General features: G+C 72.4%; 19 protein-coding genes. 11 read left to right on the top strand and 8 right to left on the bottom strand.

All coding sequences use genetic code 11. The features are described 5' to 3' along the window. The first annotated feature begins 12 nt into the window (after positions 1-12). Genes kdpC through J2Y69_RS06785 form a run of 3 tightly spaced genes read left to right on the top strand, consistent with a single transcriptional unit; the run spans position 13 to position 3964 of the window. A complete protein-coding gene (gene kdpC / locus J2Y69_RS06775) occupies positions 13-660 on the top strand; it encodes a potassium-transporting ATPase subunit KdpC (protein ID WP_310018874.1) in 648 nt (215 codons plus the stop codon). Continuing rightward, the gene (locus J2Y69_RS06780) at positions 657-3287 is read left to right on the top strand and encodes an ATP-binding protein (RefSeq protein WP_310018876.1); all 2631 of its coding nucleotides are present in this window, start codon (positions 657-659) and stop codon (positions 3285-3287) included. The genes kdpC and J2Y69_RS06780 overlap by 4 nt, the downstream gene beginning before the upstream one ends. Next, complete coding sequence (locus tag J2Y69_RS06785; protein ID WP_310018878.1) at positions 3284-3964, top strand: response regulator transcription factor; 681 nt, start codon at positions 3284-3286, stop codon at positions 3962-3964. Before J2Y69_RS06780 ends, J2Y69_RS06785 begins: the two co-directional genes overlap by 4 nt. 309 nt (positions 3965-4273) lie before the next feature. Here the strand turns inward: J2Y69_RS06785 and J2Y69_RS06790 are convergent, their stop codons facing one another. The 3 genes from J2Y69_RS06790 to J2Y69_RS06800 form a co-directional block, all read right to left on the bottom strand. Beyond that, positions 4274-6355, bottom strand: coding sequence for an iron ABC transporter permease (locus tag J2Y69_RS06790; RefSeq protein WP_396653056.1), 2082 nt, complete (start codon positions 6353-6355; stop codon positions 4274-4276). Between the two features lie 98 nt (positions 6356-6453). Beyond that, complete coding sequence (locus J2Y69_RS06795) at positions 6454-7485, bottom strand: iron-siderophore ABC transporter substrate-binding protein (protein WP_310018881.1); 1032 nt, start codon at positions 7483-7485, stop codon at positions 6454-6456. Beyond that, on the bottom strand, positions 7482-8399 hold the full coding sequence (locus J2Y69_RS06800) for an ABC transporter ATP-binding protein (protein ID WP_310018883.1): 918 nt from the start codon (positions 8397-8399) through the stop codon (positions 7482-7484). Before J2Y69_RS06800 ends, J2Y69_RS06795 begins: the two co-directional genes overlap by 4 nt. A 29-nt stretch (positions 8400-8428) precedes the next feature. Here J2Y69_RS06800 and J2Y69_RS06805 point away from each other — a divergent pair, with 29 nt between their 5' ends. Then, the gene (locus J2Y69_RS06805; RefSeq protein WP_310018885.1) at positions 8429-9418 is read left to right on the top strand and encodes a siderophore-interacting protein; all 990 of its coding nucleotides are present in this window, start codon (positions 8429-8431) and stop codon (positions 9416-9418) included. 537 nt (positions 9419-9955) lie between these two features. On the opposite strand, the gene J2Y69_RS06810 is transcribed toward J2Y69_RS06805, so the two are convergent. Both J2Y69_RS06810 and J2Y69_RS06815 read right to left on the bottom strand, forming a co-directional pair. Next, positions 9956-12859, bottom strand: coding sequence for an ATP-binding protein (locus J2Y69_RS06810; RefSeq protein ID WP_310018887.1), 2904 nt, complete (start codon positions 12857-12859; stop codon positions 9956-9958). A 71-nt stretch (positions 12860-12930) separates the two neighbouring features. Continuing rightward, on the bottom strand, positions 12931-13341 hold the full coding sequence (locus tag J2Y69_RS06815) for a hypothetical protein (protein WP_310018889.1): 411 nt from the start codon (positions 13339-13341) through the stop codon (positions 12931-12933). Positions 13342-13541: 200 nt separating this feature from the next. On the opposite strand from J2Y69_RS06815, the gene J2Y69_RS06820 reads away from it, so the two are divergent. Beyond that, positions 13542-14579, top strand: coding sequence for an FUSC family protein (locus J2Y69_RS06820; RefSeq protein WP_310018891.1), 1038 nt, complete (start codon positions 13542-13544; stop codon positions 14577-14579). Between the two features lie 199 nt (positions 14580-14778). Here the strand turns inward: J2Y69_RS06820 and J2Y69_RS06825 are convergent, their stop codons facing one another. Continuing rightward, positions 14779-15156, bottom strand: a complete 378-nt coding sequence (locus tag J2Y69_RS06825) for a DUF4406 domain-containing protein (RefSeq protein WP_310018893.1) — start codon at positions 15154-15156, stop codon at positions 14779-14781. 46 nt (positions 15157-15202) lie between these two features. Here J2Y69_RS06825 and J2Y69_RS06830 point away from each other — a divergent pair, with 46 nt between their 5' ends. From J2Y69_RS06830 to J2Y69_RS06855, 6 genes are all read left to right on the top strand, one after another. Beyond that, positions 15203-15967, top strand: a complete 765-nt coding sequence (locus J2Y69_RS06830; RefSeq protein WP_310018895.1) for a DeoR/GlpR family DNA-binding transcription regulator — start codon at positions 15203-15205, stop codon at positions 15965-15967. A gap of 226 nt (positions 15968-16193) precedes the next feature. Next, positions 16194-16862 carry a DNA alkylation repair protein gene (locus J2Y69_RS06835; RefSeq protein WP_310018897.1) on the top strand — a complete coding sequence of 223 codons (669 nt, stop codon included), beginning with the start codon at positions 16194-16196 and terminating at the stop codon, positions 16860-16862. A gap of 49 nt (positions 16863-16911) precedes the next feature. After that, positions 16912-19470, top strand: coding sequence for a DEAD/DEAH box helicase (locus J2Y69_RS06840; protein ID WP_310018899.1), 2559 nt, complete (start codon positions 16912-16914; stop codon positions 19468-19470). A gap of 200 nt (positions 19471-19670) precedes the next feature. Beyond that, positions 19671-20705: an ABC transporter ATP-binding protein gene (locus J2Y69_RS06845; protein WP_310018901.1), complete on the top strand. Its 1035-nt coding sequence runs from the start codon at positions 19671-19673 to the stop codon at positions 20703-20705. Continuing rightward, positions 20705-22318, top strand: coding sequence for an ABC transporter permease (locus tag J2Y69_RS06850; RefSeq protein ID WP_310018902.1), 1614 nt, complete (start codon positions 20705-20707; stop codon positions 22316-22318). Before J2Y69_RS06845 ends, J2Y69_RS06850 begins: the two co-directional genes overlap by 1 nt. A 24-nt stretch (positions 22319-22342) precedes the next feature. Then, positions 22343-22897, top strand: a complete 555-nt coding sequence (locus J2Y69_RS06855; RefSeq protein WP_310018905.1) for a GbsR/MarR family transcriptional regulator — start codon at positions 22343-22345, stop codon at positions 22895-22897. Between the two features lie 703 nt (positions 22898-23600). Here J2Y69_RS06855 and rocD read toward each other — a convergent pair. Then, positions 23601-24818 carry an ornithine--oxo-acid transaminase gene (rocD, locus tag J2Y69_RS06860; protein ID WP_396653053.1) on the bottom strand — a complete coding sequence of 406 codons (1218 nt, stop codon included), beginning with the start codon at positions 24816-24818 and terminating at the stop codon, positions 23601-23603. Continuing rightward, positions 24815-25723, bottom strand: coding sequence for a dimethylargininase (gene ddaH / locus J2Y69_RS06865; RefSeq protein WP_396653054.1), 909 nt, complete (start codon positions 25721-25723; stop codon positions 24815-24817). The genes rocD and ddaH overlap by 4 nt, the downstream gene beginning before the upstream one ends. Positions 25724-26335 lie beyond the last annotated feature (612 nt).

Here is a 26335-nt window from a genome sequence, read left to right on the forward strand (position 1 = left end):
GAAAGGCATCCCATGTCCTCGCTCCGCACCTCCGTCCGCACAGCAGGCGTCGCCGTCCGCGCGATGCTGGTCCTCACGCTCCTCCTCGGCGTCGGGTACACGCTGGCGTTCACCGGGATCGGACAGCTCATCCTCCCCTGGCAGTCCAACGGGTCCCAGGTGGACGCCGCCGGCTCCCCCACCGGCGGCTGGACGGGAGGTGGGACGCCCACCGGCAGCGCGCTGATCGGGCAGTCGTTCACCGATGCGGACGGGAAGGCCCTGCCTCAGTACTTCCAGTCCCGTCCCTCCGCGGCCGGCGAGGGCTACGACGCGGCGTCCTCCGGCGGCAGCAACCTGGGGCCGGAGAACCCCGACCTCGTCGCCGCGATCGAGGAGCGCCGCGCGGCCGTCGCCGAGCGGGAGCAGGTGCCGGTGTCGGACGTCCCCGCCGACGCGGTCACCGCCTCCGGTTCCGGACTGGACCCCGACATCAGTCCGGCCTACGCGCTGCTGCAGGTGCCGCGCGTCGCGGAGGCGCGAGGACTCGGGGAGGCGGAGGTCCGCGCGCTCGTGGAGTCTAGGATTCAATCGCGGGATCTGGGCTTCCTCGGTGCGCCGCGTGTGAACACGATGCAGCTCAACCTCGCGCTCGATGCGCTCGAGAAGGAGAGTCGATGACGGATGCCGGAGAGCCCGCCGGCCGGCCCAAGGGTCGGCTGCGCGTGCTGCTCGGCGCCGCACCGGGGGTGGGCAAGACCTACGAGATGCTCGCCGAGGGACGCCGCCTGCGCGATCAGGGCCGCGACGTGGTGATCGCGATCGTCGAGACCCACGGCAGGGCCGCGACCCTCGCCCAGTCCGAGGGGCTCGAGCAGGTGCCGCGGCGCATCGTCCGCCACCGCGACGTGGAGCTCGCCGAGCTCGACCTCGACGCGGTGCTCGCCCGCTCGCCCGAGCTCGCGCTGGTCGACGAGCTCGCCCACACGAACGCCCCCGGCTCCCGTCACGCCAAGCGGTGGCAGGACGTGCAGGATCTGCTGAACGCCGGGATCGACGTCGTCACCACCGTGAACGTGCAGCACATCGAGTCGCTGAACGCCGTGGTCGAGAAGATCACCGGGATCGTCCAGCAGGAGACCGTGCCGGACGAGGTGATCCGCGACGCGGACGACATCGAGGTGGTCGACCTCGCACCGCAGTCGTTGCGCGACCGGCTCTCGGCCGGGTTCGTGTACCCGGCCGAGCGCGTGGACGCCGCCCTCTCGAACTACTTCCGCCTCGGCAACCTCACCGCCCTCCGCGAGCTCGCGCTGCTGTGGCTGGCGGACGAGGTCGACAGCGCGCTGCGCTCCTACCGCATCCAGCACGGGATCGAGGGGGCGTGGCAGACCAGGGAGCGCGTCGTCGTCGCCCTCACCGGCGGACCCGAGGGCGAGACGCTGCTGCGCCGCGGGGCACGGATCGCCGCGCGGTCGGCGGGCGGCGAGCTCATGGCCGTCCATGTGTCCACGCAGGACGGCATGCGCGACGAGACGCCGGGGGCGCTGAGCACCCAGCACCGGCTCGTGGAGTCGCTGGGCGGCTCGTACCATCAGCTCGTCGGCGACGACGTGCCGGAGACGCTCGTGGAGTTCGCCCGGTCCGTCGATGCGACGCAGCTCGTGATCGGGGTCAGCAGGCGCGGACGGATCGCAGCCGCCCTCACCGGCCCCGGCATCGGCGCGGAGGTCATCCGCGTCTCGGGGGACATCGACGTCCACATCGTCTCGCACGCCGCCGCCGGAGGACGGGGCGGGAGGCTCCCCCGGATGACCGGCGGGGCGCTCGGCTGGCGGCGGCAGGTGCTGGGGCTGGCCATCGCGCTCATCGGCGGGCCGCTGCTGTCCTGGCTGCTGTACATGACGAGCTCCCCCGAGTCGATCACCTCGGACGTGCTGGCCTATCAGCTCCTCGTCGTGGTCGTCGCGATCGTCGGCGGCCTGAAGCCCGCGCTCTTCGCCGCGGTGCTCTCCGGGTTCACGCTCGACTTCCTCTTCGTGCAGCCGCTGTTCACGGTGACCGTCGCCGACCCGTTCCACGGCCTGGCCCTCGTGCTCTACGTCGTGATCGCGGTGCTCGTGAGCATCGTCGTGGATCAGGCGGCGCGACGCGCGCGTCGCGCCCGTCGGGCCGCCGCCGAGTCGGAGCTGCTCGCGGCCGTCGCGGGCAACGTGCTCCGTGGCGACAGCGCCCCCACGGCACTCGTCAGCCGCACCCGCGAGGCGTTCGGACTGAGCGGCGTCCGCCTCCTCACCCCCGACGGCGAGGTGCTGGCGCGCGACGGCGAGCCGCTGGCCGACGGCCGGTCGATCACGATGCCGGTGGGCCGCAGCGGCGACGGCAGCCCCCGTGCGTTCCTCGAGCTGCACGGCGCCGAGCTCGACGCCTCCGGTCGGCGCCTGCTGGACGCGATCCTCGCGCAGCTCGCGGCGGCGATCGAGCACTCCGATCTGCGCGAGACCGCCCGCGAGGCCGCCGTGCTGGTCGAGACCGACCAGGTGCGCAGCGCCCTCCTGTCCGCGCTCAGCCATGACCTTCGCCGCCCGCTCGCCGCCGCGGTCGCCGCGGTGGGCGGCCTCCGCAGCGCCCACGGCCTGTCCGCCGACGATCGCGCCGAGCTGCTGGCGACCGCTGACGAGAGCCTCGCGACCCTCTCCCGCCTCGTGACCGACCTGCTGGACGTCAGCCGCGTCGAGGCCGGGGTCCTCGCGGTGTCGCTGGATCGGGTGGACGCCGGGAGCAGCGTCGTCTCCGCCCTCGACGAGCTCCACCTCGGGCCCTCCGACGTCGAGCTCGCCCTGGATCAGGACCTTCCGCCGCTGCGCGCCGATCCGGTGCTGCTGCAGCGCGTCCTCGTCAACCTGCTCACCAACGCCACACGGCACTCCCCCGAGGGAGAGCGCGTGATCGTCTCGACCAGCCGCCTCGGCGGGATGTCGGAGATCCGCGTGATCGACCGCGGCGAGGGCATCCCCGAGGGGCGCAGGGAGAGCGCGTTCCTGCCGTTCCAGCGGCACGGGGACACCGACAACACCACCGGCCTCGGCCTCGGCCTCGCCCTCTCCCGCGGGTTCGCCGAGGGCATGGGCGGTACCCTGACCGCGGAGGACACCCCCGGCGGCGGCCTCACCATGGTCGTCTCCCTCCCCCTCGCGGAAGGACTGCCAGGGGAGCCGGCCCCCGGCGGGACAGCCCTCGGGGGATCGGCCCTCGGGGCCCGTGCACGGGGGAACGCCATCGATCCGGGTACGGAGGCCATCGGATGAAGCTGCTCATCGCGGACGACGATCCGCAGCTGGTCCGCGCCCTGCGGATCACCCTCGCCGCGCACGGCTACGACGTGGTCGCGGCCCCCGACGGCGCGGCCGCGATCACCGCCGCCGCCCAGATGCGCCCGGACATCGTGCTCCTGGACCTCGGGATGCCACGGCTCGACGGGATCGCCGTGATCCAGGCGATCCGGGGCTGGAGCGACATGCCGATCCTCGTCGTCTCGGGCCGCACCGGCTCCGCCGACAAGGTCGAGGCGCTGGACGCCGGCGCCGACGACTACGTGACCAAGCCGTTCCAGGTCGACGAGCTGCTCGCGCGTCTGCGGGCGCTGTCGCGTCGGCGCTCGGCCGCGCCGACGGAGGCCGTCGTGACGTTCGGCGACGTCGAGGTCGACCTCGCCGCGAAGGCCGTGACCCGCGCCGGGACGAGGGTGCACCTCACGCCGACCGAGTGGCGGATCCTGGAGCACCTGGCCCGTCACCCCGGGTCCCTCGTCACGCGGCAGGAGCTGCTGCGGGACATCTGGGGGTCCGAGCAGGTCGCCGACACCGGCTACCTCCGCCTGTACCTGTCGCAGCTCCGCAAGAAGCTCGAACCCGTGCCCGGATCCCCGGTGCACCTGCTCACCGAGCAGGGCATGGGCTACCGCCTGGTCCTCACCCCGGCCTGACGGGCGGCGGCTTGCGGCTTGCGGCTTGCGGCTTGCGCTGCCGCGCGGCCGCTCGCAACGGGCGACTCGGCGGGTTGGCGGTTCCGAGGTGATGTGCGTTGCGGCGATCTCGCGCTGCCGTTCTTCTCACTGCGCTGCAATCCCCTGCTCACGCTGCTCTTTCCTCCCGCGCGCTGCAGTTTCTCCCCGCCGCGCTGCTATTCCCTGCCCGCGCTACACAGATCGGCGCAGCGCAGACAGGAAACAGCAGCGCGAGCATCCGTCCGGCGCGAGGCAGCGGATCTGCCGGCCCTCCGGCGCCGCGCGGGGTCAGGCGTCGCGGGAGCGCCAGAGGAGCCAGACGAAGTACGGGGCACCGAGGAGCGCGACCACGAGCCCGGCCGGCAGCTGGGCGGGGGCGAGCACCGTGCGGCCGACGGCATCCGCGATCCCGACGAGCACGGCACCCAGCAGCATCGCGACCGGGACCACCCTGGCGTGCCTGGCGCCCACGAGGGCGCGCGCGGCGTGCGGGGCCACCAGGCCGACGAAGCCGATCACGCCGACGGCCACCACGCTCAGGGCCGCAAGCACCGCCGCGATGAGGAGCAGCGTCAGGCGCGACCGCTCCAGCCCGACCCCCAGCAGGCGCGGGGTGTCCTCGTCCATGGCGATCACGTCCAGGTCGCGACGCTGCGCGAGGATCAGCGGCAGGGCGATCGCGATCACGACGGCGAGCGGGATCACCTGATCCCACACCCGCCCGTACGTCGTGCCGGAGAGCCAGGTGTAGATCCGGGGCGTGTCCCACGGGTTGCTCCGCAGCAGCACGAAGGTGGTGAGCGCGACGGTGCCGTAGGAGACACCGATGCCGATCAGGATGAACCGGTCGGCGCTGATCCCTCCCCGCCAGGCCAGCCCGTACACGAGGACGAAGGCCAGCAGCGCACCCAGGACCGCGGAGACGAGCATCCCGAAGGTGGAGGCCGCGGCGCTCGTCACCACCAGCACCGCGCCGAGCCCCGCTCCTCCGGTGATGCCGAGCAGGCTCGGGTCGGCGAGCGGATTGCGGCTCACAGCCTGCGTGAGCGTGCCCGCGAGCGCGAGCGCCGCCCCGGCGGTGACGGCCGCGGCCACGCGCGGCGCCCTCTCGTCGAGGGCGAAGGCGATCTGCGGCGGCGCCTGGCCCTGCATCCACAGCAGCACATCGCCGGTGAGCAGCGGCGTGCTGCCCAGCAGGAGACCTGCGATCACCACGCCGATCACGGCGGCGACCCCCGCGGCGAGCGCGACCCGGAAGACCCACGGGCGTCGGATGCCGAACCGCACCGACGGCGGGCGGCGAGTGGGGCCGGCATCCCGGAGCCGGCGCGCCATCACGATGAGCACGATCGCGCCGAGCACCGTGGTCGCCACCCCTGTCGGCACCGCGATCGCGCCCTCCGCGCCGATGATCAGCCGCAGCATGGCATCGGCGAGGATCACGACGATCGCGCCGATGAGCCCGGCCGCGGGGATGAGCAGCACGTGCCGGGCGAGCGCCGGGACGATCCGGGAGAGGAGCCGGGCGAGCACCGGAGCGCAGAGCCCGACGAACCCGAGGGGCCCGGCGAGCGTCACCGCCGTCGCGGTGAGGACCACCGCGAGCAGGATCCCCCCGATGCGGGTGGATCGGATGGGCACGCCGAGCGAGGACGCCGTGTCGTCGCCGAGCGCGAGCACGTCGAGCCGCCGGGAGAGGACGAGCGTGAGCACCAGCGCCGCGACGACCACGGGCGCCGCCTGGAGGAAGGCGTCGAGGCCCAGCTGCGAGAGGCTGCCGCTGCCCCAGGCGAGCAGGCCCTTCGTCTGCTCCGAGAAGAGGATCAGGAGGGTCGAGGTGCCCGCCTGGAACGCCAGGGCCAGCGCGGAGCCGGCCAGGACCAGCCTGGTCGTGCCCGATCCCGCGCCTCCGGCGATCCCCAGCACGAGGATCGCCGCGGCCAGCCCTCCCGCGAACGCCACCCCGCCCGAGGCCCAGGCGGGCACCGCGATGCCGAAGGCCGCGACGGCCGTGACCGCGAGGTAGGCACCGCCCATGACCCCCAGCGTGTCGGGCGAGGCGAGCGCGTTGCGGGACAGCGACTGCATGAGCACCCCCGCAGCCCCGAGCGCGACGCCCACGGCGACGCCCGCGGCGAGGCGCGGGAGGCGGGACCCGAGGAGCACGTCCGGATCCGCGAACACCGCGCCGCTCGTCCCCTGCGTCAGATGCCAGGCCGCCACCACGACGAGGACCACGGCGAGGCCCAGGAGGACCGCGAGCGCCCGTCCCGTCGACCCGCCGGTCCCACTGGTTCCGCTGTCCGCGCGATCCTCGCTGTCCGCACCGCCCACGCCGTCCGCTTCACCCCCGCTATCCGCCGCGTTCATGGCGCCTGTGCGCGCGTCCTCCGCCACGACGCCGCTCGTACGCGAGGAGGCGTCGCCATCGCGGGGCGCGACGGCGGGGGCGGAGGGACGCGCGTCGGTCACTTGGCCAGCACGCCGACGAAGCCGTCGATGATCTGCTCGGCCGAGCGCGGGCCGCCGAAGGTCCAGATCCCCGCGGGGAAGGCGGTCACCCTGCCGTCCTTCACCGCCGGGATCGATGCCCATGCCGGGTTCTTCTTCGCCGCATCGACGAAGCTCTCCGACGCGGGGTCCGCGGTGCCGGTGTAGTACAGGTTCGCGTCGCCGATGGTGGTCATGCCCTCGATGTCGGTGTTGCCGAGGCCGTAGGCCGGGTCGACCTCGCCCTTCCAGGCGTTGGTGAGGCCCAGCTTCTCGCCGATCTCACCGACGAGCGAGCCCTGCCCGAAGGGACGGAGGGAGACGTTGCCGCCGTCCACCCAGCCGTCGAAGTAGACGAAGTCGGTCGAGGCGGGCTTCGCAGCGGCGACGGTCTTCTGCGCGTCGGCCAGGTGCTTCTCGAACTCGCCGACGACCGTCTTCGCGCGCTCCTCCCGGCCCGTCGCCTGTCCGATGAGCTCGAACGTCTCGACCATGTGCCCGATCGGGTCGCTCGCGTTCGCGCCGCTCGTGGCGAGCACCGGCACGCCGTACTTCTCCAGCTGGCCGATGATCGCGTCATCGGGGGTGTTGGCCTCGATGATCACGAGGTCGGGCTTCGTCCCGAACAGGGCGTCGAGATTGGGCTCCTGGCGGGTGCCGACCGAGGTGACGTCCTTCGGCAGCTCCTCCGCGGTGTCCCACGTGCGGTAGCCATCGGCGTCGGCGACGGCCACCGGCGTCACGCACAGCGAGAGCACGTCCTCGATCTGCTGCCACTCCAGCACGGCGACGCGCTCGGCGGGCTTGTCGAGCTTCACCGTCTTCCCGAAGGCGTCGGTGAGCGTCACGGGGCCGGACGACGTCGCGGACGCGTCCTCGGCGCAGCCCTTGCCGGTCGCCGCGGCCGGGGCAGCCGACGTGCTCGACGCGGACGGCTGCGTCGTCCCGCACGCCGTGAGGGCGAAGGTCAGGGCGCCGAGGGCGGCGAGGGCTGCGAGGGGCTTCTTCATGGGGTCTCCATCTCGGTGGTGCTCGCGATCGGGTCGGAGCGGAGGCTGCGGTGGGGGTCGCGGGACGGGCGGGGGCGCGGGCGGTCGTGGTGGCGTCCCTTCGGGACCACCCGGACCCTGCCCGTCTCGGCGTCGACGACGGTGTCGATCCGCAGCCCGTAGACCAGGGAGAGGTTCTCCGCCGTGAGCACATCGGCGGGGTCGCCGGCCGCGTGCACACGGCCGCGATGCAGGAGCACGACGTGGTCGGCGACGGCCGCGGCGTGATCGAGGTCGTGGAGCACGACGCCGAGGGCGGTGCCCCGGTCGGCGAGATCGCGCACGAGGTCGAGCGTCTCGATCTGGTAGCGCAGATCGAGGTGGTTGGTGGGCTCGTCCAGGAGCAGGATCCCGGTGTCCTGTGCGAGCGCGGTGGCCAGCCACACGCGCTGGAGCTCCCCGCCGGAGAGCTCGTCGACGGCACGGTGCGCCATCTCCGCGAGCCCCGTGAGGGCGAGCGCCTGCGCTATTGCGTCCCGATCCGCCTCCGTGAGCCCGGAGAACCGGCCGCGGTGCGGGTGCCGCCCGTGGGCGACGACGTCTCGTACCTCGACGCCGGAGGGGTGGGGCCTGGACTGGGAGAGCATCGCGACCGCGCGGGCGAACTCGCGCGCGGACAGCGCGGAGACGTCGCGCACGGTCTCGGCCGCGCCGCCGATCCGGACGGATCCCGCGTGCACGCGATGCAGGCGCGCGATGGCCCGCAGCGCCGTGGACTTGCCGCTGCCGTTCGGGCCGATGAGGGCGGTGACGGCCCCGGGGCGGAGGCGCACCGAGACATCGTGCACGACCGGCGTGCGCCCGTATCTCAGCGCCAGACCGTCGGCACGCAGTTCACCGGGCGCAAGGGTCTCGGGAAGCTCGACGGGAGTCACGTTAGGGAAGCCTAACCTATAGTGGAGGGGTGAGCCACCCCTACCGCACGTACCGCACGACCGTCTCCCGACTCACGCCGCTGACCCCGAGCTTCACGCGGATCACGCTCAGCGGCGAGGACCTGCGATGGTTCGGCACCGACGGGCTCGACCAGAGGATCAAGGTGATGATCCCCTTCGCGGACGGCTCGTTCACCGACGTGGGGCAGTTCGATGAGACGCAGTCCATGACCGACTGGTACCGCCGGTGGCGGGAGCTCCCCGATGCCCTCCGCAACGCGATCCGCACCTACACGATCCGCGCCGTCCGACCCGCCGAGCGGGAGATCGACATCGACTTCGTGCTGCACGGCACCGAGGGCCCGGCCTCCGCCTGGGCGAGCGCGGCGAAGGTCGGCGACCCGCTCGCGATCGTCGGCCCGGACTCCCGGGTGGACGGTCATGACGGCGGCATCGAGTGGCATCCGGGGCACGCGGACACCCTGCTCATCGCCGGCGACGAGACGGCGGTCCCCGCGATCTGCGCGATCGTGGAGTCGCTGCCCGCCGATGCGAGGGGCGTGGTGCTCGCGGAGGTCCCGACCGAGGCCGACGCCCTTCCGCTCACCTCTCCCGACGGCGTGACCGTGACCTGGCTCGCCCGCGGAAGCGCCGCCCACGGCGTGCGCCTCAGCGCCGCCGTCCACGCCTGGGGGCAGGAGCGCGCAGCGCGCCGTGCCGCGGGACGGTCTGCGGGTTCGGGTTCTATGGGCGCGGGGTCTGTGGGGGCGGGTTCCGTGGGCGCGGGTTCCGTGGGCGCGGCGACCTCGACCGCGGTCGTCGAGGACTTCGCCGAGCCGGATGAGGACGAGGTGCTGTGGGAGGTTCCCGAGAGCGCGGTCGGCGGCGAGTACGCCTGGCTGGCCGGCGAGGCCGGGACGATCACGGCCCTGCGCCGCCACCTCGTCCGCGACCTCGGCATCGACCGCCGCTCGATCGCCTTCATGGGCTACTGGCGCCACGGCCGCGCCGAGGCCTGACCCGCGCCGTCGACCACTCCGCCTCGTCCGCGAACCCATCCCGCCCCGCCTCCCGCCTCGTGCCCCGTGTCCCACTTCTCGGCGCCCGTGTCCCGAATTCCGGCGGACATGTCCCACTTTCGGTCCCTCAGGGCCCGATCTCCAACCGATTTCGGGACATGCCGCCCCAGCCGGGCGACGCAGGAGATCCCGGACAGGAGCCGCAACACAGGTCAGCCCGCGTCCCACTTTTCGTGCCCCGTGTCCCACTTCTCGGCGCCCGTGTCCCGAATTCCGGCGGACATGTCCCACTTTCGGTCCCACAGGGCCCGATCTCCAACCGATTTCGGGACATGCCGCCCCAGCCGGGCGCGGCACGGAATCCCGGACAGGAGCCGCAACACGGGTCAGCCCGCGTCCCACTTTTCGGGCCCGCGTCCCACTTCTCCGCCCCCGCGTCCCGAATTCCGGCGGACATGTCCCACCTTCGGTGCCCCAGGGCCCGATTTCCAACCGATTTCGGGACATGCCCTGGAAAACCCCGGGAAGCCCGGTGGGTCAGGAGCGGAGCGGGGCCGCGAAGGCCTCATCGGGCGCGGGGCTCCGACGCGAGATCGCGACGGCGGCCTCGGTCCGCGTCGTGACACCGAGCTTGCGCAGGATCGCCGAGACGTGGACGCTCGCCGTCTTCGCGCTGATGAACAGCCGCTCCCCGATCTGACGGTTGCTGAGCCCCTCCGCGACGAGGGCGAGGACCTGCTGTTCCCGCGCGGTGAGCTCCGGCCCGCCATCGGCTCGGGGAAGGACGGGTGCCCCATGGTCACCGAGACCCGAGGCCGCGACGAAGGCCCCGACGTCCTGGCGAAGCCGGTCGTTGCCCAGCTCATCCGCGATCCGGCCCGCCTCCGTCAGCAGCTCCGACGCCTCACCGCGGTCGCCGGAGGCGACCAGGATCCTCGCGAGTTCCTGCCGGACGACGACGCGGAAGACCGCGGGAACGTCGTCGCCGTCCGCCATCACGACCGCCTGCCGCAGCGATGCCTCGGTGGGCGCGAGGAGGCTCGACAGCAGAGCGGACCAGGACGGCCCCTGCAACGACTCCGGCAGCTCGGCCCATCCCCGACGCACGAGCTCCGCCGCCTCGTCCGCCTGCCCATCGCCCAGGGCCCGCAGCGACGCGACGATCCAGCCGCCGTCAAGCAGCAGGCGACGCCGATACCCGAGAGCCGGGCCAGGGTCGGCGAGCATCCGCCGCAGAACGGCGAACGCCCCGTTCCAGTCGCCGCGGCCGACGGCGACCGCCGATTCCATCTTGAGCGTGAAGTACCAGACCTGCCGCTCGACGACGGCCGTCTGCTCCATCGACGGCAGCCACTCCCGGAGGACGGCGGCGGCCTCGTCGAGGCGACCGCGCCATGCGAGCGCCTGCACCCGCGACATCGTCGTGTAGAGCCGGAACACGCGGAGCGTGCGCGTGTTCAGATCCGTGGCCAGGAGCTCCTCGGCCCGCCCGATCTCGCCCCGTTCGAGGAGCGGCTCGACCATGTTCTGCGTCATGATCGCGCCGCTGGTCCGCTGCACGCCGAGGTGCTTCGCGTGCGCGAGCCCCTCCTCGGCGATCCCGACGGCCTCCCGATAGCGGCCGAGCATGATCAGGAGGTCGGAGAAGTTCACCCGGTAGCGGAGCATCGACGCGTCGTCCCTGGCATACTCCCGCGCGACGCCGTAGTCCTCCAGCCCGCCGACGAGATCGCCGAGATGCGCACGGCATGACCCGCGGATGTTGCGGGCGACCGACATCTCCCGTTCGGCTCCGGCGGACGTCGCACGCTCATAGGCCTCGGTGGCGACCGCGATCCCCTCGTCGAGGCGCCCGGCGATCATGTGACGGCTGGCGAGATAGTTGAGCAGGGTCGCGCGCAGCCGATCGTCTTCCAGCCGCGCGTCCATGATCGCCAGCGCTCCGGTCAGGAGTTCCACCGACCCCGGTCGTCCCAGGTGCTGCAGATACAGGGCCTTGTCGCGCAGCAGACGCACGTATGCGCCGGCATCGGCGGCGGCGGGATCGGTCTCGGCGAGCGCCTGATCGACAACGGCGAGCGCCCTCTCCCCGTCCCCCGCGTTGCGCAGGATCGACCCGAGCCGCGCGAGCAGCGTCATCCGTTCGATGCCGGCCACGTCGGCGGCGTCGGGGACCTGCTCCCACAGCTCCAGCGCCAGCTCGCCGAATCGGGCGGCCGTGGAGAACGCATAGCTCGCCTTGGACTGCATCATGGCGCCGACCGCCGCGACGAGCGCCCGCCGCGGATCGTGCGCCTGATGCCAGTGGAACGCCAGGGTCGGCTGGATGCAGGCTCCCGGCGTGCGTGCGCCCGCCTCCTCCAGCGCCTCCGCGTAGGCACGGTGCAGCCGTGCCCGCTCGCCGGGCAGAAGGTCGTCGTGCACGGCCTCGCGCAGCAGCGCGTGCCGGAAGCCGTAGGTCTCGCCCTCCCTGACGATGAGGATCGCCGCCATCGTCGCCTCGCGGATGGCCTCGTCGAGCTTCTCGTCGGAGAGCGGCACCAGAGCGAGGAGGAGCTCGTGCGACACACCGCCCTCCGCCCCGGAGACCGCCCGCACCACGCGCTTGGCGTCGTCGCTCAACAGGTCGAACCGCGCCAGGAGCACGTCGCGCAGCGTCTCGGGCAGCGGCCCCTGCGCGTTGCACGCGAGCTCCTCGACGAAGAAGGGCACCCCCTCGGCACGCTCCTGCATCCGCGCGAGGGACGCCGCATCGATCGGGCCGCTAAGGTGCTCGACCATGGCGCGCACAGCGCTGTCGTCAAGGCGATGCAGCGGGATGCGGTCGACGAGCCGCGCACGCTCGGCCTCGGCGAGGAAGCGGCTGACCGCCCCGCCCCGACGCACCTCGTCGATGCGGCAGGTGAGCACGAAGAGCACGGGGCGACCGGCGAGGACGCGCAGCAGGAACGCCAGTATCGACAGCGTCGCCTCGTCCGCCCAGTGCAGGTCCTCGATCACGAGCACGAGCGGACCGCGATCCGCCGCCGCCTCCATGACGTTCGCGATCGCCTCCCGCAGCAGCTCGGGCCCCACCGCCGAGCGGTCGAACGGCGCGGCGGACAGCTCGGGGAGCAGCACCCGAAGCGCATCGCGGCCCGGACCCGCCGCCTCGTCCGCGCGCTCCCCCAGCTCGGCGAGGACGCCGCGGAGGAGGGCGGGCAGCGGGCCGTAGGGCGCGGGCGTCGACCCGTAGTCGAGGCACCAGCCGACGAGGACCGTCGCCTCGCCGCCCGCGGCCGCACGGAACTCTCCGACCAGCCGCGACTTGCCGATCCCGGCCTCTCCGGCGACCAGGACCGACGAGGCCTCGCCCCCGGCAGCACGGCGCAACGCCTCGCGGAGGAGCGCGAGCTCGGCATCGCGGCCGACCATCGCGGCGACCGGCGCGGAGAAGGACATGCCTTCATCGTCCCACCGGCCACCGACATCCGGCCCGACGAGCGGATGTCCCGCCGCGCCCGCCCCCGACGTCACGCCGGACGGGAAGCGGCCGTCCGGGCGGAGGACGCGGGGGCGGGGCGGGATCCCGCGGACCGCCCTGAGGCGATGCGCGGCGCTGCGGCGCAGGAGGTCGCCGCAGTCTCGGGCGCGGCGGACGAGACGCCCGCCGCGGGCTCGGGAATCCGCACCCGAGGGGCGGTCACGGACGGGATCGGAGCCGGGATCGGAGCCGGGATCGGGGACGGGAGCGCGGCTGGGGGCGTCGGGCGTGCAGGCCCAGCCGGTCGGGCGAAGGAGCGACGCAGCCGGTGGAGGACGCCCTCGCGCGGACGGATCTGGTCGGCGTTCTCGGCCAGCACGCGGGCGCGCTCGGCGCGGACGGCGGCCTGCTCCAGCTCGAGCTGGGACACACGGTAGGTGAGGTGGGGGTGCGTGAACATCGGGATCTCCTCGGTTCTCTGTGTCTTCCACACTCCGCGCTAAGGCCCCCTCGCGGCATCGGACGGATGCCCTATTTCGCGCCATGCCCTGCCTCAGATCACGCACCCGGCCCGGTTCACAAGGCGCCCCGCGCACCCCGATCCGCCCCCGACGCCGCGCCGAGGCCGGCCCTCAGCCACCCGGGACTACCGTGAGGGGCATGGGCATGTCCGCCACCATCCGCGCCGCCAAGCGCGCCCCGCTGCTGCAGGTCGCCAAGTCGGCGGCGGCCACGATCGCGGCCTGGCTCGTGGCCGGACTCCTCGTGCCAGGCCAGCTGCCGGTCTTCGCGGCGATCGCCGCGCTGCTGGTCGTCCAGCCCAGTGTGAACCAGTCGCTCGCGAAGGCGGTCGAGCGCAGCATCGGCGTGATCGCAGGGGTGGTCATCGCTGTCCTGCTGAGCCTCGTCCTCGGCACCCAGAGCTGGATCGTGCTCCTCGCGATCATGGTCGCGATGCTCGCCGCGTGGGTTTTCAAGGCCACGCCCGGCACCGGCAACCAGGTCGCGATCTCGGCGATGCTCGTGCTGGCCCTCGGCTCATCCAGCCCCGCCTATGCGATCGATCGGATCGTCGAGACCCTGATCGGCGCCGCGATCGGCATCGTCGTCAACGCGCTCATCGTGCCTCCGGTGCTGGTCGCCCCGGCCCGCCGCGATCTCACCCTGCTCGGCGGCGAGGTCGCGGCCAGCCTCGACCGGCTCGCCGCTGCCCTCCCGGACACGCAGTCGCCCGCCCGCCTGCAGGAGCTCATGCTGGAGGCGCGGCTGCTGCGGCCGATGAAGGACGCCGCGGAGGCATCGGTCGCCGCCGGCGAGGAGTCCCTGTCGCTGAACCCGCGGCGGTCCCGCCACCGCGACGACCTGCACGCGACGCGCGAGCTCCTGGACCGCCTCTCCCCCATCGTGACCCAGGTGATCGGGATGACCAGGGCCTACCTCGACCACTACGACGACACCCTTCCGGAGGAGCCGACGGCCCGGGCGATCGCCGAGCAGCTGCGCCGCGCCGGTCACGACGTCCGTCTCGCCGTGCAGGTGGCCGAGGTCGCGGTGGAGCCGGAGACGCTGACCTCGGCGATCCCGGCGCTCACCGCGCCGTTGGTGGTGACGCCGCCCTCCTCCAGCCACTGGATCCTCATCGGATCGCTGATGGAGGACCTCCGACGGATCCGCGGCGAGCTCCTCGACGAGGACTGACCCCGGCCCTCCCGATGCCCCGTTGCCGTGTCCCGAAAACTGTCCTCGAACAGCGAATCGGGAACCGGAATCGGGACACGAACCCCCAGAATCGGGACACGGCGCGCCAGAATCGGGACACGGAACCCGTCCGGGACAGGCGGGCGGGACGGGGCCGGACGGGCCCGGACGGGGACGGGGCGAGGTCGGGGCGGGGCGGTCAGCCCACCGGCACGTCGGACCCGGGGACCTCGCTCAGGGCGCGGTACACCGGGATCCCGCGGGCGGTCGCGATCGCGACGTCCTGATCGGCGCCGCGGGACTCGCCGGGGAGGCGCAGCACGGCGTCGCAGTGCTGGAGCAGCCGCTCGGCGGTCGGGTACATGACCTCGGCCGCCAGGGGGTCCGACGGGCCGGCGCCGGCGCTCTCCAGGACGGGCAGCGCCACCCACTCCCCGATCATCGGGATGTGTCCGGCACGGAAGATCGGCCACGCGGCCTCTTCGAGACGCTTCAGGTTCCGGGCCATGAGAGCGGGGTCCCCGCCCGTCCCGGAGGCGTAGGGGCCGGCGATCAGAATCAACATAGGCTTGCTCATATCGGAACAATACCGCAGAATCGTGAAAGAACGTGAAGGAGTCGGAATGCTCGCGGCATCACGCAAGGAACTGCTCCTGGAACGGCTCCGCCGCGACGGGCGCATCGTCGCGAAGGACATCGCCCGGGAGCTCGGCCTCTCCGAGGACAGCATCCGCCGCGACCTGCGGGAGCTCGACGACGCGGGCCTCGCCGTCCGCGTGTACGGCGGCGCCCTCCCCGCATCCCCCGCCACGGCCGACTACGCGGCCCGCACCGCCGTCGCCCCCGACAGCAAACGGCGCGTCGCCGCCCTCGCCGCAGGGCTGATCCGGCCGGGAGCCACGGTCATCCTCGACGGCGGCACCACCACCCTGGCGGTGGTCGACGCTCTGCCGAAGACCCTCGCCTGCACGATCATCACCCACAGCCCGACCATCGCGACCTCCCTGCTCGACCACTCCGCCGAGGTCTTCCTGATCGGCGGACGCCTCTTCAAGCACTCGGCCGTCGCGAGCGGGGCGGCCGCCGTCGAGGCGGCGAGCAGGATCAGCGCCGACCTGTTCCTCCTCGGCGTCACCGGCGTGCACCCGACCGCGGGGCTGACTACGGGGGACGCCGATGAGGCGGCCATGAAGCGCGCGCTCGCCGCCCGCGCCGCCGAGACCTATGTGCTCGCCAGCGAGGAGAAGCTCGGCACCGCCTCCCGCTACGAGGTGCTGCCCCTCGACGCGGTCGCCGCGGTCGTCACCGACGTCGGCGCCGACGATCCGACCGCCCGGGAGCTCGCGGCGCAGGGCGTCACCCTCCTCGGACCCTCGACCGGCCCCTGACCGCCCCTCCGCACCCCGCTTCCGTGTCCCGAAAACTGTCGGCGAACGGCGAATCGGGAACCAGAATCGGGACATGCGGCCCCAGAATCGGGACATGGAGGCCGTTCCTGCTCGGCGCGGCCGGCCTGTCCGACCCCCTCTTTAGACTGAAGAACGAACGGCCGGGAGCAAGAGCACCTGGACCTGGACGACAGGGACACGGAAGACGGAAGGAGCGGAGGCGCCCATGACCGGAACGACCCTCGACACGGCGCTCGCCGACCTCGCCGCGCTGGAGGACCTGAAGGCGCGCCTGGTGAACGAGCGGCACGGCGACGCGCACGGCGTGAACCTGACGAAGATGCGGGCGCTGGCGAAGCGGATCGGCTCCGATCAGGACCTCGCGAGGGAGCTCTGGTCCTCCGGCGACGTGGCGGGGCAGCTCCTCGGGCTCCTGATCTGCAAGCCCAGGGCCTTCACCGCGGACGAGCTGGACGACATGGTCCGGGCCACCGACAGCGCCAAGGCGCACGACTGGTTCGTGAACTACGTCGCGAAGAAGTCGCCGAGGGCGGAGGAGATGCGTCTGCGCTGGTTCGACGACGCGGATCCGGACGCACGGGCGGCGGCCTGGTCGCTCACGACGGATCGGGTGATCAAGAGCCCCGAGGGCCTCGACCTTGACGGCCTGCTCGACATCGTCGAGCGCGAGCTGAAGGACGCGCCGAGCCGGCTGCAGTGGGCCATGAACGAGACCCTCGCGCAGATCGGGATCCACCATCCTGAGCATCGCGCCCGCGCGGTGGCCATCGGCGAGCGCCTGCAGGTCCTCGCCGACTACCCCACGCCGCCCAACTGCACCTCCCCCTTCGCCCCGCTCTGGATCGCCGAGATCGTCCGCCGCAGGGAGGGGTGAGCCGGAGGGGTGAGCCGCGCCCCGACGGATGGGGGATGATCGAGGGACCATGTCTGTGCGCCTCGATCCGTCCGCCCTGTCCTCCGGCGACGGATCGGCCCCCGATCCCGACGCCGTCTATGCGGCCTTCGTGGAGTGGGCCGAGAGCACCGGGATCTCCCTCTACCCCGCCCAGGATGAGGCGGTCATCGAGATCGTCTCCGGCCAGAACCTGATCCTGTCCACCCCCACGGGGACCGGGAAGTCGCTCGTCGCGGTCGCCGCGCACTTCGCCGCCCTCGCCGACGGCCGCCGGACCTACTACACGGCTCCGATCAAGGCACTGGTGAGCGAGAAGTTCTTCGCGCTCGTCGACGTGTTCGGCGCCGAGCGCGTCGGCATGGTCACCGGGGACTCGGCGGTGAACGCGGACGCCCCGATCGTGTGCTGCACGGCCGAGATCCTGGCGAACCTGGCACTGCGTGAGGGGGCGGAGGCCGACGTCGGCCAGGTCGTGATGGACGAGTTCCACTTCTACGGCGACCCCGATCGCGGTTGGGCGTGGCAGGTGCCGCTGCTCACCCTCCCCCAGGCGCAGTTCATCCTGATGTCGGCGACCCTCGGCGACGTGACCGACCTCGCCGCCGACCTCTCCCGGCGAACGAGTCGCGAGACCTCCGTGGTGACGGGCGTCGAGCGCCCTGTCCCCCTGCACTTCTTCTACGAGACCACGCCCATCCACGAGACGATCGACGAGCTGCTGAGCACCGACCGCGCCCCGGTCTACATCGTCCACTTCGCGCAGGCCGCGGCGATGGAGCGCGCCCAGGCCCTCGCGAGCGCCAAGGTGGCGACCCGCGAGCAGCGGGACGAGATCGCCGCGCTCATCGGCGGCTTCCGCTTCACCACCTCGTTCGGCCGCACGCTCTCGCGCCTCCTCCGCCTCGGCATCGGCGTGCACCACGCCGGGATGCTGCCGAAGTACCGCCGGCTGGTCGAGCAGCTCGCGCAACGGGGGCTCCTCCGCGTCATCTGCGGCACGGACACGCTCGGCGTCGGCATCAACGTCCCGATCCGCACGGTGCTGCTCACCGCGCTGACCAAGTTCGACGGGACCCGGATGCGGCAGCTCAACGCCCGCGAGTTCCATCAGATCGCCGGCCGCGCCGGCCGCGCAGGGTTCGACACCGCGGGCACGGTCGTCGCCCAGGCGCCGGAGCACGAGACCGAGAACGCCGCCGCCCTCCGGAAGGCCGGTGACGATCCGAAGAAGAGGCGCAAGGTCGTCCGGAAGAAGGCACCGGACGGGTTCGTGTCCTGGGGCGAGCCGTCGTTCCGCCGGCTTATCGACGCCGAGCCGGAGACGCTGACCTCGCACATGCAGATCACGAGCGCGATGATGCTGAACGTGATCGGCCGCGGCGGCGACGCGTTCGCGATCATGCGCTCCCTCGTCTACGACAACCACGAGACCCGCGCGCAGCAGCGGATCCTCGCCCTGCGCGCCCTCGGCGTGTATCGGACGCTCCGCGAGTCCGGCGTCGTCGAGCAGACCGCGGACGGACGGATCCGTCTCACCGTCGACCTCCAGCCGAACTTCGCGCTGAACCAGCCGCTGTCGCCCTTCGCCCTCGCCGCCTTCGAGCTGCTCGATCCGGAGTCGCCGACGTTCGCGCTGGACGCCGTCTCGATCGTGGAGGCGACCCTCGACGACCCCCGCGCGGTGCTGAGCCAACAGGAGTTCGCCGCACGGGGCGAGGCCGTGGCGGCGATGAAGGCCGAGGGCATGGAGTACGACGAGCGAATGGCGGCGCTCGAGGACATCACCTATCCGAAGCCGCTCGAGGAGCTCCTGGGCGCCGCGTTCGAGACCTTCAGCGCCGCCCAGCCGTGGATCAGGGACTTCGAGCTGCATCCGAAGTCGGTCGTGCGGGACATGTACGAGCGGGCGATGTCTTTCGGCGAGTACGTGGCGCAGTACAAGGTCGCCCGCTCCGAGGGGGTGGTGCTGCGCTACCTCTCCGATGCGTACCGCGCCGCCTCGCAGACCATCCCGGAGCATCTCAAGACCGACGAGCTGCGGGACCTCATCGAGTGGCTCGGCGAGCTCGTGCGGCAGGTGGACTCCTCCCTGCTGGACGAGTGGGAGGAGCTCATCGCCGGCCACCCGGTCGCGCACGGCGACGAGCCGGTGGTGCCCCCGGCGCCCCGGCGGCTCACGACCAATGCGCGGGCCTTCCGCGTCCTCGTGCGCAACGAGCTCTTCCGGCGCGTGCAGCTCGCCGCCCGGGAGGACGTGGACGCGCTCGCGACGCTCGATCCGGGCCTGGGCGCGGACGGCTGGAACGCCGCCCTGGACGCTTACTACGCGGAGCACGACGAGATCCTGACCGGACAGGCCGCGCGCGGACCGGACCTGCTGCTCATCGACGAGACGGGCACCGGTCAGGAGGCCGGACAGGGAGCCGGGAGCGGCGAGGACGCTCCCGCTCGGACCTGGACGGCGCGGCAGATCCTCGACGACCCGGCGGGCGACCACGACTGGGGCATCTCCGCGACGATCGACCTCGACGCCTCCGACGAGGCGGGCGAGGCCGTCGTGACGGTGACCGCCATGAACCGCCTCTGACGGCCCCGCGTTCCCCGCTTCCCCCGCCCCCCGCCGGATCTGCAGGTACGCCTGGCGCAGGGACAGATGGCGGGAGTTCCCCCGGATGGCGGACGATTCCGCCGCGATCCGCCCGCCATCCGGGAAAGCTCCAGCCATCCGTCCCGATCATCTCATTCACTCTCTTCACGAATTCGTGAAATAAGCGTAGGCTCGCCGCCATGAACGCGATCATCCGCACCAGCGGCCTGACGAAGCGCTACGGGCGCGTGCACGCCCTCGACGGTCTCGACCTCCGCGTCGACGAAGGCCAGGTGCACGGCTTCCTGGGTCCGAACGGCGCGGGCAAGTCCACGACCATCCGGATCCTGCTCGGCCTGGCACGCAGGACCGGGGGCGAGGCGGAGGTGTTCGGGGAGGATCCCTGGACAACGGCGGTGCGCATCCATCGCCGGCTCGCGTCCGTGCCGGGGGACGTGAGCATCTGGCCGAACCTGTCCGGCGGCGAGTCGATCGACCTCCTCGCACGTCTCCGCGGCGCCGGCACCCGGCACGACCGCTACCGCGACGAGCGCGCCCGGCTGGAGGAGGCGTTCCAGTTCGACCCCCGGAAGAAGGGGCGCGCCTACTCCAAGGGCAATCGCCAGAAGGTCGCACTGATCGCCGCCTTCGCCGTGCCCGCCGACCTCTACGTCCTCGACGAGCCGACCAGCGGCCTCGACCCCCTCATGGAGGTGATGTTCCGCCGCGAGGTCGCGCGGGTGAAGGCCACGGGTGCCACGGTCCTGCTCTCGAGCCACATCATGTCCGAGGTCGAACAGCTCTGCGACCGCGTCTCGATCATCCGCGAGGGGCGGATCGTCGAGACCGGCACCCTCGCCGAGCTCCGCCACCTCACCCGGACGGAGGTGTCGTTCGCCGCGACCGACGCCGCAGCGCTCGACGGCATCCCCGACGCGCACGAGGGACGGATCGAGGAGGGCAGGGCCCGCTTCACGATCGACAGCGACCGGGTCTCCGCCGTGCTCCCCGCCCTCGCCGAACGGCATGTGGCGGGGCTCCGGATCGAGCCGCCCTCGCTGGAGGAGCTGTTCCTGCGGCACTACGGCGACGACCTCGCCGCTTTCGAGGGCGCAGGGACCGCCGGCCCGACCGCCCCGTCGAGCACACCGTCGAGCACGCCCCCGACCGGCACACCCCCAGCGGGCCCCGGGACCAGGGCGGGTCGGCGCGGCCGGGCGAAGGCGGGACGCTGATGTTCATCCTGCTGCGGCAGCGGATCCGCCGCGATCGCACCCAGCTGCTGCTCTGGATCCTCGGCACCGTCGCCCTCGGCGCGGCGTCCGTCGGCGGGGTCGTGTCGTCCTACGGCACGGAAGCCGATCGCACGGCGCTCCTGGCGACCGTGATGGCGAATCCGGTCATCCTCCTCTTCCGCGGACTGCCATCGGGCGCCGGCGCGGCGGCGTTCACGCTGTTCCTCATCCTGCCCTTCCTGGCGATGATGGCCGCGTTCATGAGCGCCTTCCTCGCCGTCCGCCACACCCGCGGCGACGAGGAGCAGGGCCGTGCCGAGCTGCTCTCGGCCACCCCAGCCGGACGGCTCGTCCCGCTCGGGGCGACGATCCTCCACGGGGTGCTCGTGAACGTCGTCCTCGGGGCGCTGCTCACGGCCGCCTTCGCCGGATCGGGCTTCCCGATCGGCGGATCGCTCGTCGCCGGCGGCGCCACCGCCGCGGTCGGGATCTGCTTCCTCGGCACAGGGCTCGCCGCCGGACAGCTCATGCGCACCTCACGGGGTGCGAACTCGCTGACCGTGTGGATCCTCGTCGCCTCCTTCGTCGTCGCCGGTCTCGGGAACGCCCTGGGCACGCCCAGCGCCGACCTGACCCGCATGGAGAGCGGCTGGCTCGCCTGGCTCTCCCCGTTCGGATGGGCCGAGAACAGCCGCCCCTTCGCCGACGACGACCTGCGCCCCGTGCTGCTGTGCCTCGGGGCGGGGGTCGTGCTGATCCTCGTGGCGGCGATGCTGCAGACCACCCGCGACCTGGGCGCGGGACTCGTGCCGGAGCGGGCAGGGAGCACGCATGCGGGAGCGGGGCTCCGCTCCCCGATCGGGCTGGTCCGGCGCCTCACCGGCGGCGCGATCGTCGGCTGGGCAGTGGGCGGTCTCCTCACCGGTCTCCTCGCGACGAGTCTCGCCTCGGTCGTGGACTCGATCGGGACCAGGATCCCCTCGGTGCAGAAGATCTTCGAGGCGCTCTCGCGCAACGGCGACCTGGAGCAGGGGCTCGTGGTGGTCTTCTCCGTGATCGTGGGCGTTCTCGCCGCCTGCGCGGCGGTGCAGACCGTGAGCCGCGCCCGCCAGGAGGAGGCGCACGATCTCGCCGAGCCGCTGCTGAGCACACCGGTGGGCCGCGTGCGCTGGCTCGGCGGCTACCTGCTCGTGGCGTTCGCGGGAGTCGTCCTCGTCGTCGCGAGCGCGATCCTCGGATCGGTGATCGGCGTGGCCGGACGCGGCGGCGACGCGTGGTCGCTCGCGCAGGACGCCCTCATCGCCGACATCGGCCAGGGGGTCGCCGCCTGCGTCTTCCTCGCGCTCGCGGCGCTCGCCTTCGTCCTCGTCCCGCGGTGGACGATCCCGCTCGGCTGGACCCTCGTGCTCCTCGCGCTCCTGCTCGGGCTGTTCGGCCCGCTGTTCGACCTCCCGGAGTGGCTGACGAACGTCTCGCCCTTCGCGCAGACGCCGACGGTCGCCGACGGCGGGATCGACCTCAAGGGCATGTGGTGGCTGCTCGTGGTCGGGGCCGTCGGCACCGCCGGTGCGCTCGCGCTCATGCGTCGGAGGGAACTGCATCCCGCCGGGTGACGACCACGGCAGGATGGAGGGATCATGACCGCACGACCGCAGGGGAAGAGGAAGGCCGTGAACAGATCCGTCGAGCCGGTCGAGGATGCGCGCCCCGGGACCGGGCCCGCCGAAGACGCGCACCTCGGGATCGACGCGGCCGAGGAGGCCGCCGCGATGATCGCCGGCGTCGGCTTCCCGCGAATGCCCGGTCGGGTGATGATGGCCCTGATCGCGGCCCCCGCCGAGGGATACACGGCCGCGGACCTGGCCGAGCGGCTGGGCGTGAGCGCCGCCGCCGTGTCGGGTGCCGTGCGATACCTGCAGACGATCCAGGTGGTGCGGCGGATGTCCCGCCCTGAGGAGCGGCGGGACCGCTACGTCATCGTCGCCGACACCTGGTACGGCTTGATGACGAACAACGGCCCCATCTACGAGCGTCTCGCCGCGCACATCGAGGCGATCGGCCTCGCGCACGCCGACGACCACGCCGCCCGCGACCGTGCCGACGAGATGGCGGCGTTCTTCCGGTTCATGGCGGCACGGATGCCCCAGCTCATCGACGAGTGGGAGGCGCAGCGCGCCGCCCCGTCGGCCTGAGCTGTGCCCTGCCTGCTGGCGGGACTGGCCTGTTGGGCCCGGATGGCCGGTCGGCGGGACTGGCCGGGCTGGCCGGTTGGCGGGGATGGTCGGTTGAGTGGACTGGCCCAGTTGGTCGGTTGGGTGGACTGGTCGGTTGGCTGGACTGATCAGTCGGCGCGACCGGCCCGGCTGGCGGGAGTTCCCCCGCATGGCGGGATCACGGGCTCATATCCATCCGCCATCCGGGGGAACTCCCGCCAACCGTCCCGCGCAACCCAGCCGGAACGGCCCGGACCGACCTCGGCACACGCCGCGTTCCCGGATGGCGGCGGCCCCAGATGACCGGAGAACCCTCGGATGACGGGATCAGGGGCTCATATCCGTCCGCCATCCGGGGAATCTCCCGCCAACCGTCCAACCCGGACTATCGCCAGCGCACGCCCCGACCCCCGGATGGCCGGACATCCCCCGGATGGCGGGACCAAAAGGCCCGAACCATCCGCCACCCGGGGAAACTCCCGCCAACCGTCCCGCGCAACCCAGCCGGAACGGCCCAGACCGACCTCGGCACACGCCACGTTCCCGGATCGCGGCGCCCCAAATGGCCGGACATCCCCCGAATGGCGGGACCAAAAGGCCCGAACCATCCGCCAACCGGGGAAACTCCCGCCAACTGTCCGGCCCGGGCGACAGGCCCGGGCGACAGGCCGGGGCGCCGCCGTCAGCCGGCGAGGACGACGCGCAGCTGCTCCAGCGCCCAGTCGATCTCGGTCGGGCGGATCACGATCGGCGGAGCGATGCGGATGGTCTGGCCGTGCGTGTCCTTCACGAGCACGCCGCGCTCCATGAGCCGCTCCGCGATGTCGCGCCCGGTGCCGTGCGCCGGGTCGATGTCGACGCCCGCCCAGAGGCCGGCCACGCGGATCCCGGTCACCCCGTGCCCGATGAGCTCTTCGAGACCGGCTCGCAGGTGCTCGCCGAGCGCTCTGGACCGCTCCTGGAACTCGCCGGTCTCCAGCATCTCCACCACGCGCAGCCCCACGGCCGCGGCCAGCGGGTTGCCGCCGAAGGTGGATCCGTGCTCGCCCGGACGGATCACCCCGAGGACGTCGCGATCCCCGACCACGGCCGAGACCGCGAGGATCCCGCCGCCGAGCGCCTTACCCAGCAGGTACAGATCCGGGACGACGCCCTCACGGTCGCACGCGAACGTCTCGCCCACCCGGCCGAGACCCGACTGGATCTCGTCGGCGATGAAGAGGACGTTCCGCTCGGTGCACACCTCGCGGATGCGGCGCAGGTATCCCTCGGGCGGGATGATGACCCCGCCCTCGCCCTGGATCGGCTCGACGAGCACGGCAGCGGTCTCGTCGGTGATCGCGGCGGCGATCGCCTCGGCGTCCCCGTACGGGACGACATCGAATCCGGGGGTGAACGGTCCGAAGCCGTCGCGGGCCACCGGGTCGTCGCTGAACCCGACGATCGTCGTCGTGCGGCCGTGGAAGTTGCCTGCGGCCACGACGATCCGCGCCGCGCCCACGGGAATCCCCTTGACGCGGTACCCCCAGGCGCGCGCGACCTTGATGCCGGTCTCGACCGCCTCGGCGCCGGTGTTCATCGGCAGCACGAGCTCCTTGCCGCACAGCTTCGCGAGCGCCGCGGCGAACGGCTCCAGCCGATCGCTGCGGAAGGCGCGGCTGATGAGCGTCACGCGTTCCAGCTGCTCCTGCACCGCCGCGATCAGGGCGGGATGACGGTGGCCGAAGTTCACCGCGGAGTAAGCGGCGAGCAGGTCGAGGTAGCGCTTGCCCTCGACGTCCGTCACCCACGCCCCCTCGCCGCGGGCGATCGTCACCGGCAGCGGGCGGTAGTTCTCCGCCACGTGCGGCTCGGCACTCACCTCCGCGTCGGCCGCGGACACGTGCGAGAGGGTCATCATGCGCTGCGCAGTTCCAGCGTGCAGCACTTGATGCCGCCGCCGCCGAGGAGGAGCTCGGAGAGGTCGACCATGACCGGGTTGTAACCGCGCTCGCGCAGCTGCTTCTCGAAGCCGGTCGCGCGCGGCGAGATGATCACGTTGCGCCCGTCGCTGGCCGAGTTGAGCCCGAACACGGCGCCGTCCTCATCAGCCACGAGGATGGCGTCGGGGAAGCGCTCCTCCAGGATCGCGCGGCTGGCGTCGTCGAAGGCGTGCGGGAGGTAGGCGACGTTGGCGCGCTCCGGCCCGCCGTTCTCCACGCCCTGCACCGGGTCCAGCACCGTGAGCGCGGTGTCCAGGTGGTAGAAGCGGGGGTCGATGAGGTTGAGGGAGACGACCTCGCGGCCGAAGACCTCGCCCACCTCGCGGTGGCTGTCGCCGGTGGAGCGGAATCCGGTCCCGGCGAGGATCACGTCGCCGACGAGCAGGAAGTCGCCCTCGCCCTCGTTGACCTCTTCGGGCTCGACGGTGTCGAATCCGTTCGCGCGGAACCAGTCCGAGAACGCGGGCGCCTCGCCGGCGCGCTCCTCGAAGCGGAACTTCGGCACATAGGCGCGTCCGCCGATCACGAAGCCGCCGTTGGCCGTGTAGACCATGTCGGGATATCCGGCGAGGGGGTCGATGAGCTCGACCTCGTGGCCCAGCTCCAGGTACAGGTCGTGCAGCTTCTGCCACTGCGCGACGGCCTTGGCGGTGTCGGTGGGCTTCGCCGGCTCCATCCAGGGGTTGATCGTGTAGCTGACCGTGAAGTGCTCCGGGCGGCACATGAGGTACCGGCGGTGGTGCTGGGTGCGGGTCGCGGGTGCGGTCTGGGCGGCGGGCACGGTCTGGGTTGCCCCAGCGGTCGCAGTCTCGGGCGTCGACATGAGTGCTCCTCTGAAAGGGATGCGGCGGACGCTGTCCAGGGGCCCGGCGGTCCTTCGACCCGGCACTCGGCGAGGAAGCTCATCGGGGAGTACGAGGAAGATGCGACACGGGCACGCCAGCGTCCATTCTCGCACCAGGATGCTGAATGCCGCCAGATCCGACGTTCCCCGGGCGTTCCGCCGGGGTTTGGGGGTCTTGAGGTTGGGCTGGGACCTGGGGTTGGGGGTTCTTGGGGTTGGGGTTGGGGGGTTCTTTGGGTTAGGGGCTCTTGAGGGCCGGGCTTGGGGCTGGGGGCGCAGGACCAACCCGCATTTTCTACCCCGCCGTGGCACTTGTTGCGGGTTGGAGGTGTCCCCAACCCGCAACTTCTGCCACGGCGGGGTAGAAAATGCGGTCGCACCGGTCCAACCAGCAAGTTCTGCCACGGCGGGGCATAACTCAGGGAGCTGCGTCGGGCCGATCGAAAAATGTCGGACCGATTGCAGCGAGGAGGCCGACATTGTTTGATCGGGCCGACGGAACGGTTCCCGAGCAGCCGAACTCCCCCAGACAGCACAAGATCCCGCGTCCCGAGCAGCCCGCACCCCCATACGGCCCGAACACCCCGAACA

Origin of the sequence: Microbacterium resistens, from assembly GCF_031456305.1 — a bacterium.
GTDB classification, from domain to species: Bacteria; Actinomycetota; Actinomycetes; order Actinomycetales; family Microbacteriaceae; genus Microbacterium; species Microbacterium resistens_A.

What these genes read in the sequence shown, in the direction of transcription:
- J2Y69_RS06785 (WP_310018878.1), top strand. Translation starts at nt 3,284, where the DNA reads ATGAAGCTGCTCATCGCGGACGACGATCCGCAGCTGGTCCGCGCCCTG.
- J2Y69_RS06850 (WP_310018902.1), top strand. Translation starts at nt 20,705, where the DNA reads ATGTTCATCCTGCTGCGGCAGCGGATCCGCCGCGATCGCACCCAGCTG.
- J2Y69_RS06835 (WP_310018897.1), top strand. Translation starts at nt 16,194, where the DNA reads ATGACCGGAACGACCCTCGACACGGCGCTCGCCGACCTCGCCGCGCTG.
- ddaH (WP_396653054.1), bottom strand. Translation starts at nt 25,723, where the DNA reads ATGTCGACGCCCGAGACTGCGACCGCTGGGGCAACCCAGACCGTGCCC.
- kdpC (WP_310018874.1), top strand. Translation starts at nt 13, where the DNA reads ATGTCCTCGCTCCGCACCTCCGTCCGCACAGCAGGCGTCGCCGTCCGC.
- rocD (WP_396653053.1), bottom strand. Translation starts at nt 24,818, where the DNA reads ATGATGACCCTCTCGCACGTGTCCGCGGCCGACGCGGAGGTGAGTGCC.
- J2Y69_RS06790 (WP_396653056.1), bottom strand. Translation starts at nt 6,355, where the DNA reads ATGAACGCGGCGGATAGCGGGGGTGAAGCGGACGGCGTGGGCGGTGCG.
- J2Y69_RS06855 (WP_310018905.1), top strand. Translation starts at nt 22,343, where the DNA reads ATGACCGCACGACCGCAGGGGAAGAGGAAGGCCGTGAACAGATCCGTC.
- J2Y69_RS06815 (WP_310018889.1), bottom strand. Translation starts at nt 13,341, where the DNA reads ATGTTCACGCACCCCCACCTCACCTACCGTGTGTCCCAGCTCGAGCTG.
- J2Y69_RS06830 (WP_310018895.1), top strand. Translation starts at nt 15,203, where the DNA reads ATGCTCGCGGCATCACGCAAGGAACTGCTCCTGGAACGGCTCCGCCGC.
- J2Y69_RS06845 (WP_310018901.1), top strand. Translation starts at nt 19,671, where the DNA reads ATGAACGCGATCATCCGCACCAGCGGCCTGACGAAGCGCTACGGGCGC.
- J2Y69_RS06825 (WP_310018893.1), bottom strand. Translation starts at nt 15,156, where the DNA reads ATGAGCAAGCCTATGTTGATTCTGATCGCCGGCCCCTACGCCTCCGGG.
- J2Y69_RS06780 (WP_310018876.1), top strand. Translation starts at nt 657, where the DNA reads ATGACGGATGCCGGAGAGCCCGCCGGCCGGCCCAAGGGTCGGCTGCGC.
- J2Y69_RS06810 (WP_310018887.1), bottom strand. Translation starts at nt 12,859, where the DNA reads ATGTCCTTCTCCGCGCCGGTCGCCGCGATGGTCGGCCGCGATGCCGAG.
- J2Y69_RS06820 (WP_310018891.1), top strand. Translation starts at nt 13,542, where the DNA reads ATGGGCATGTCCGCCACCATCCGCGCCGCCAAGCGCGCCCCGCTGCTG.
- J2Y69_RS06795 (WP_310018881.1), bottom strand. Translation starts at nt 7,485, where the DNA reads ATGAAGAAGCCCCTCGCAGCCCTCGCCGCCCTCGGCGCCCTGACCTTC.
- J2Y69_RS06840 (WP_310018899.1), top strand. Translation starts at nt 16,912, where the DNA reads ATGTCTGTGCGCCTCGATCCGTCCGCCCTGTCCTCCGGCGACGGATCG.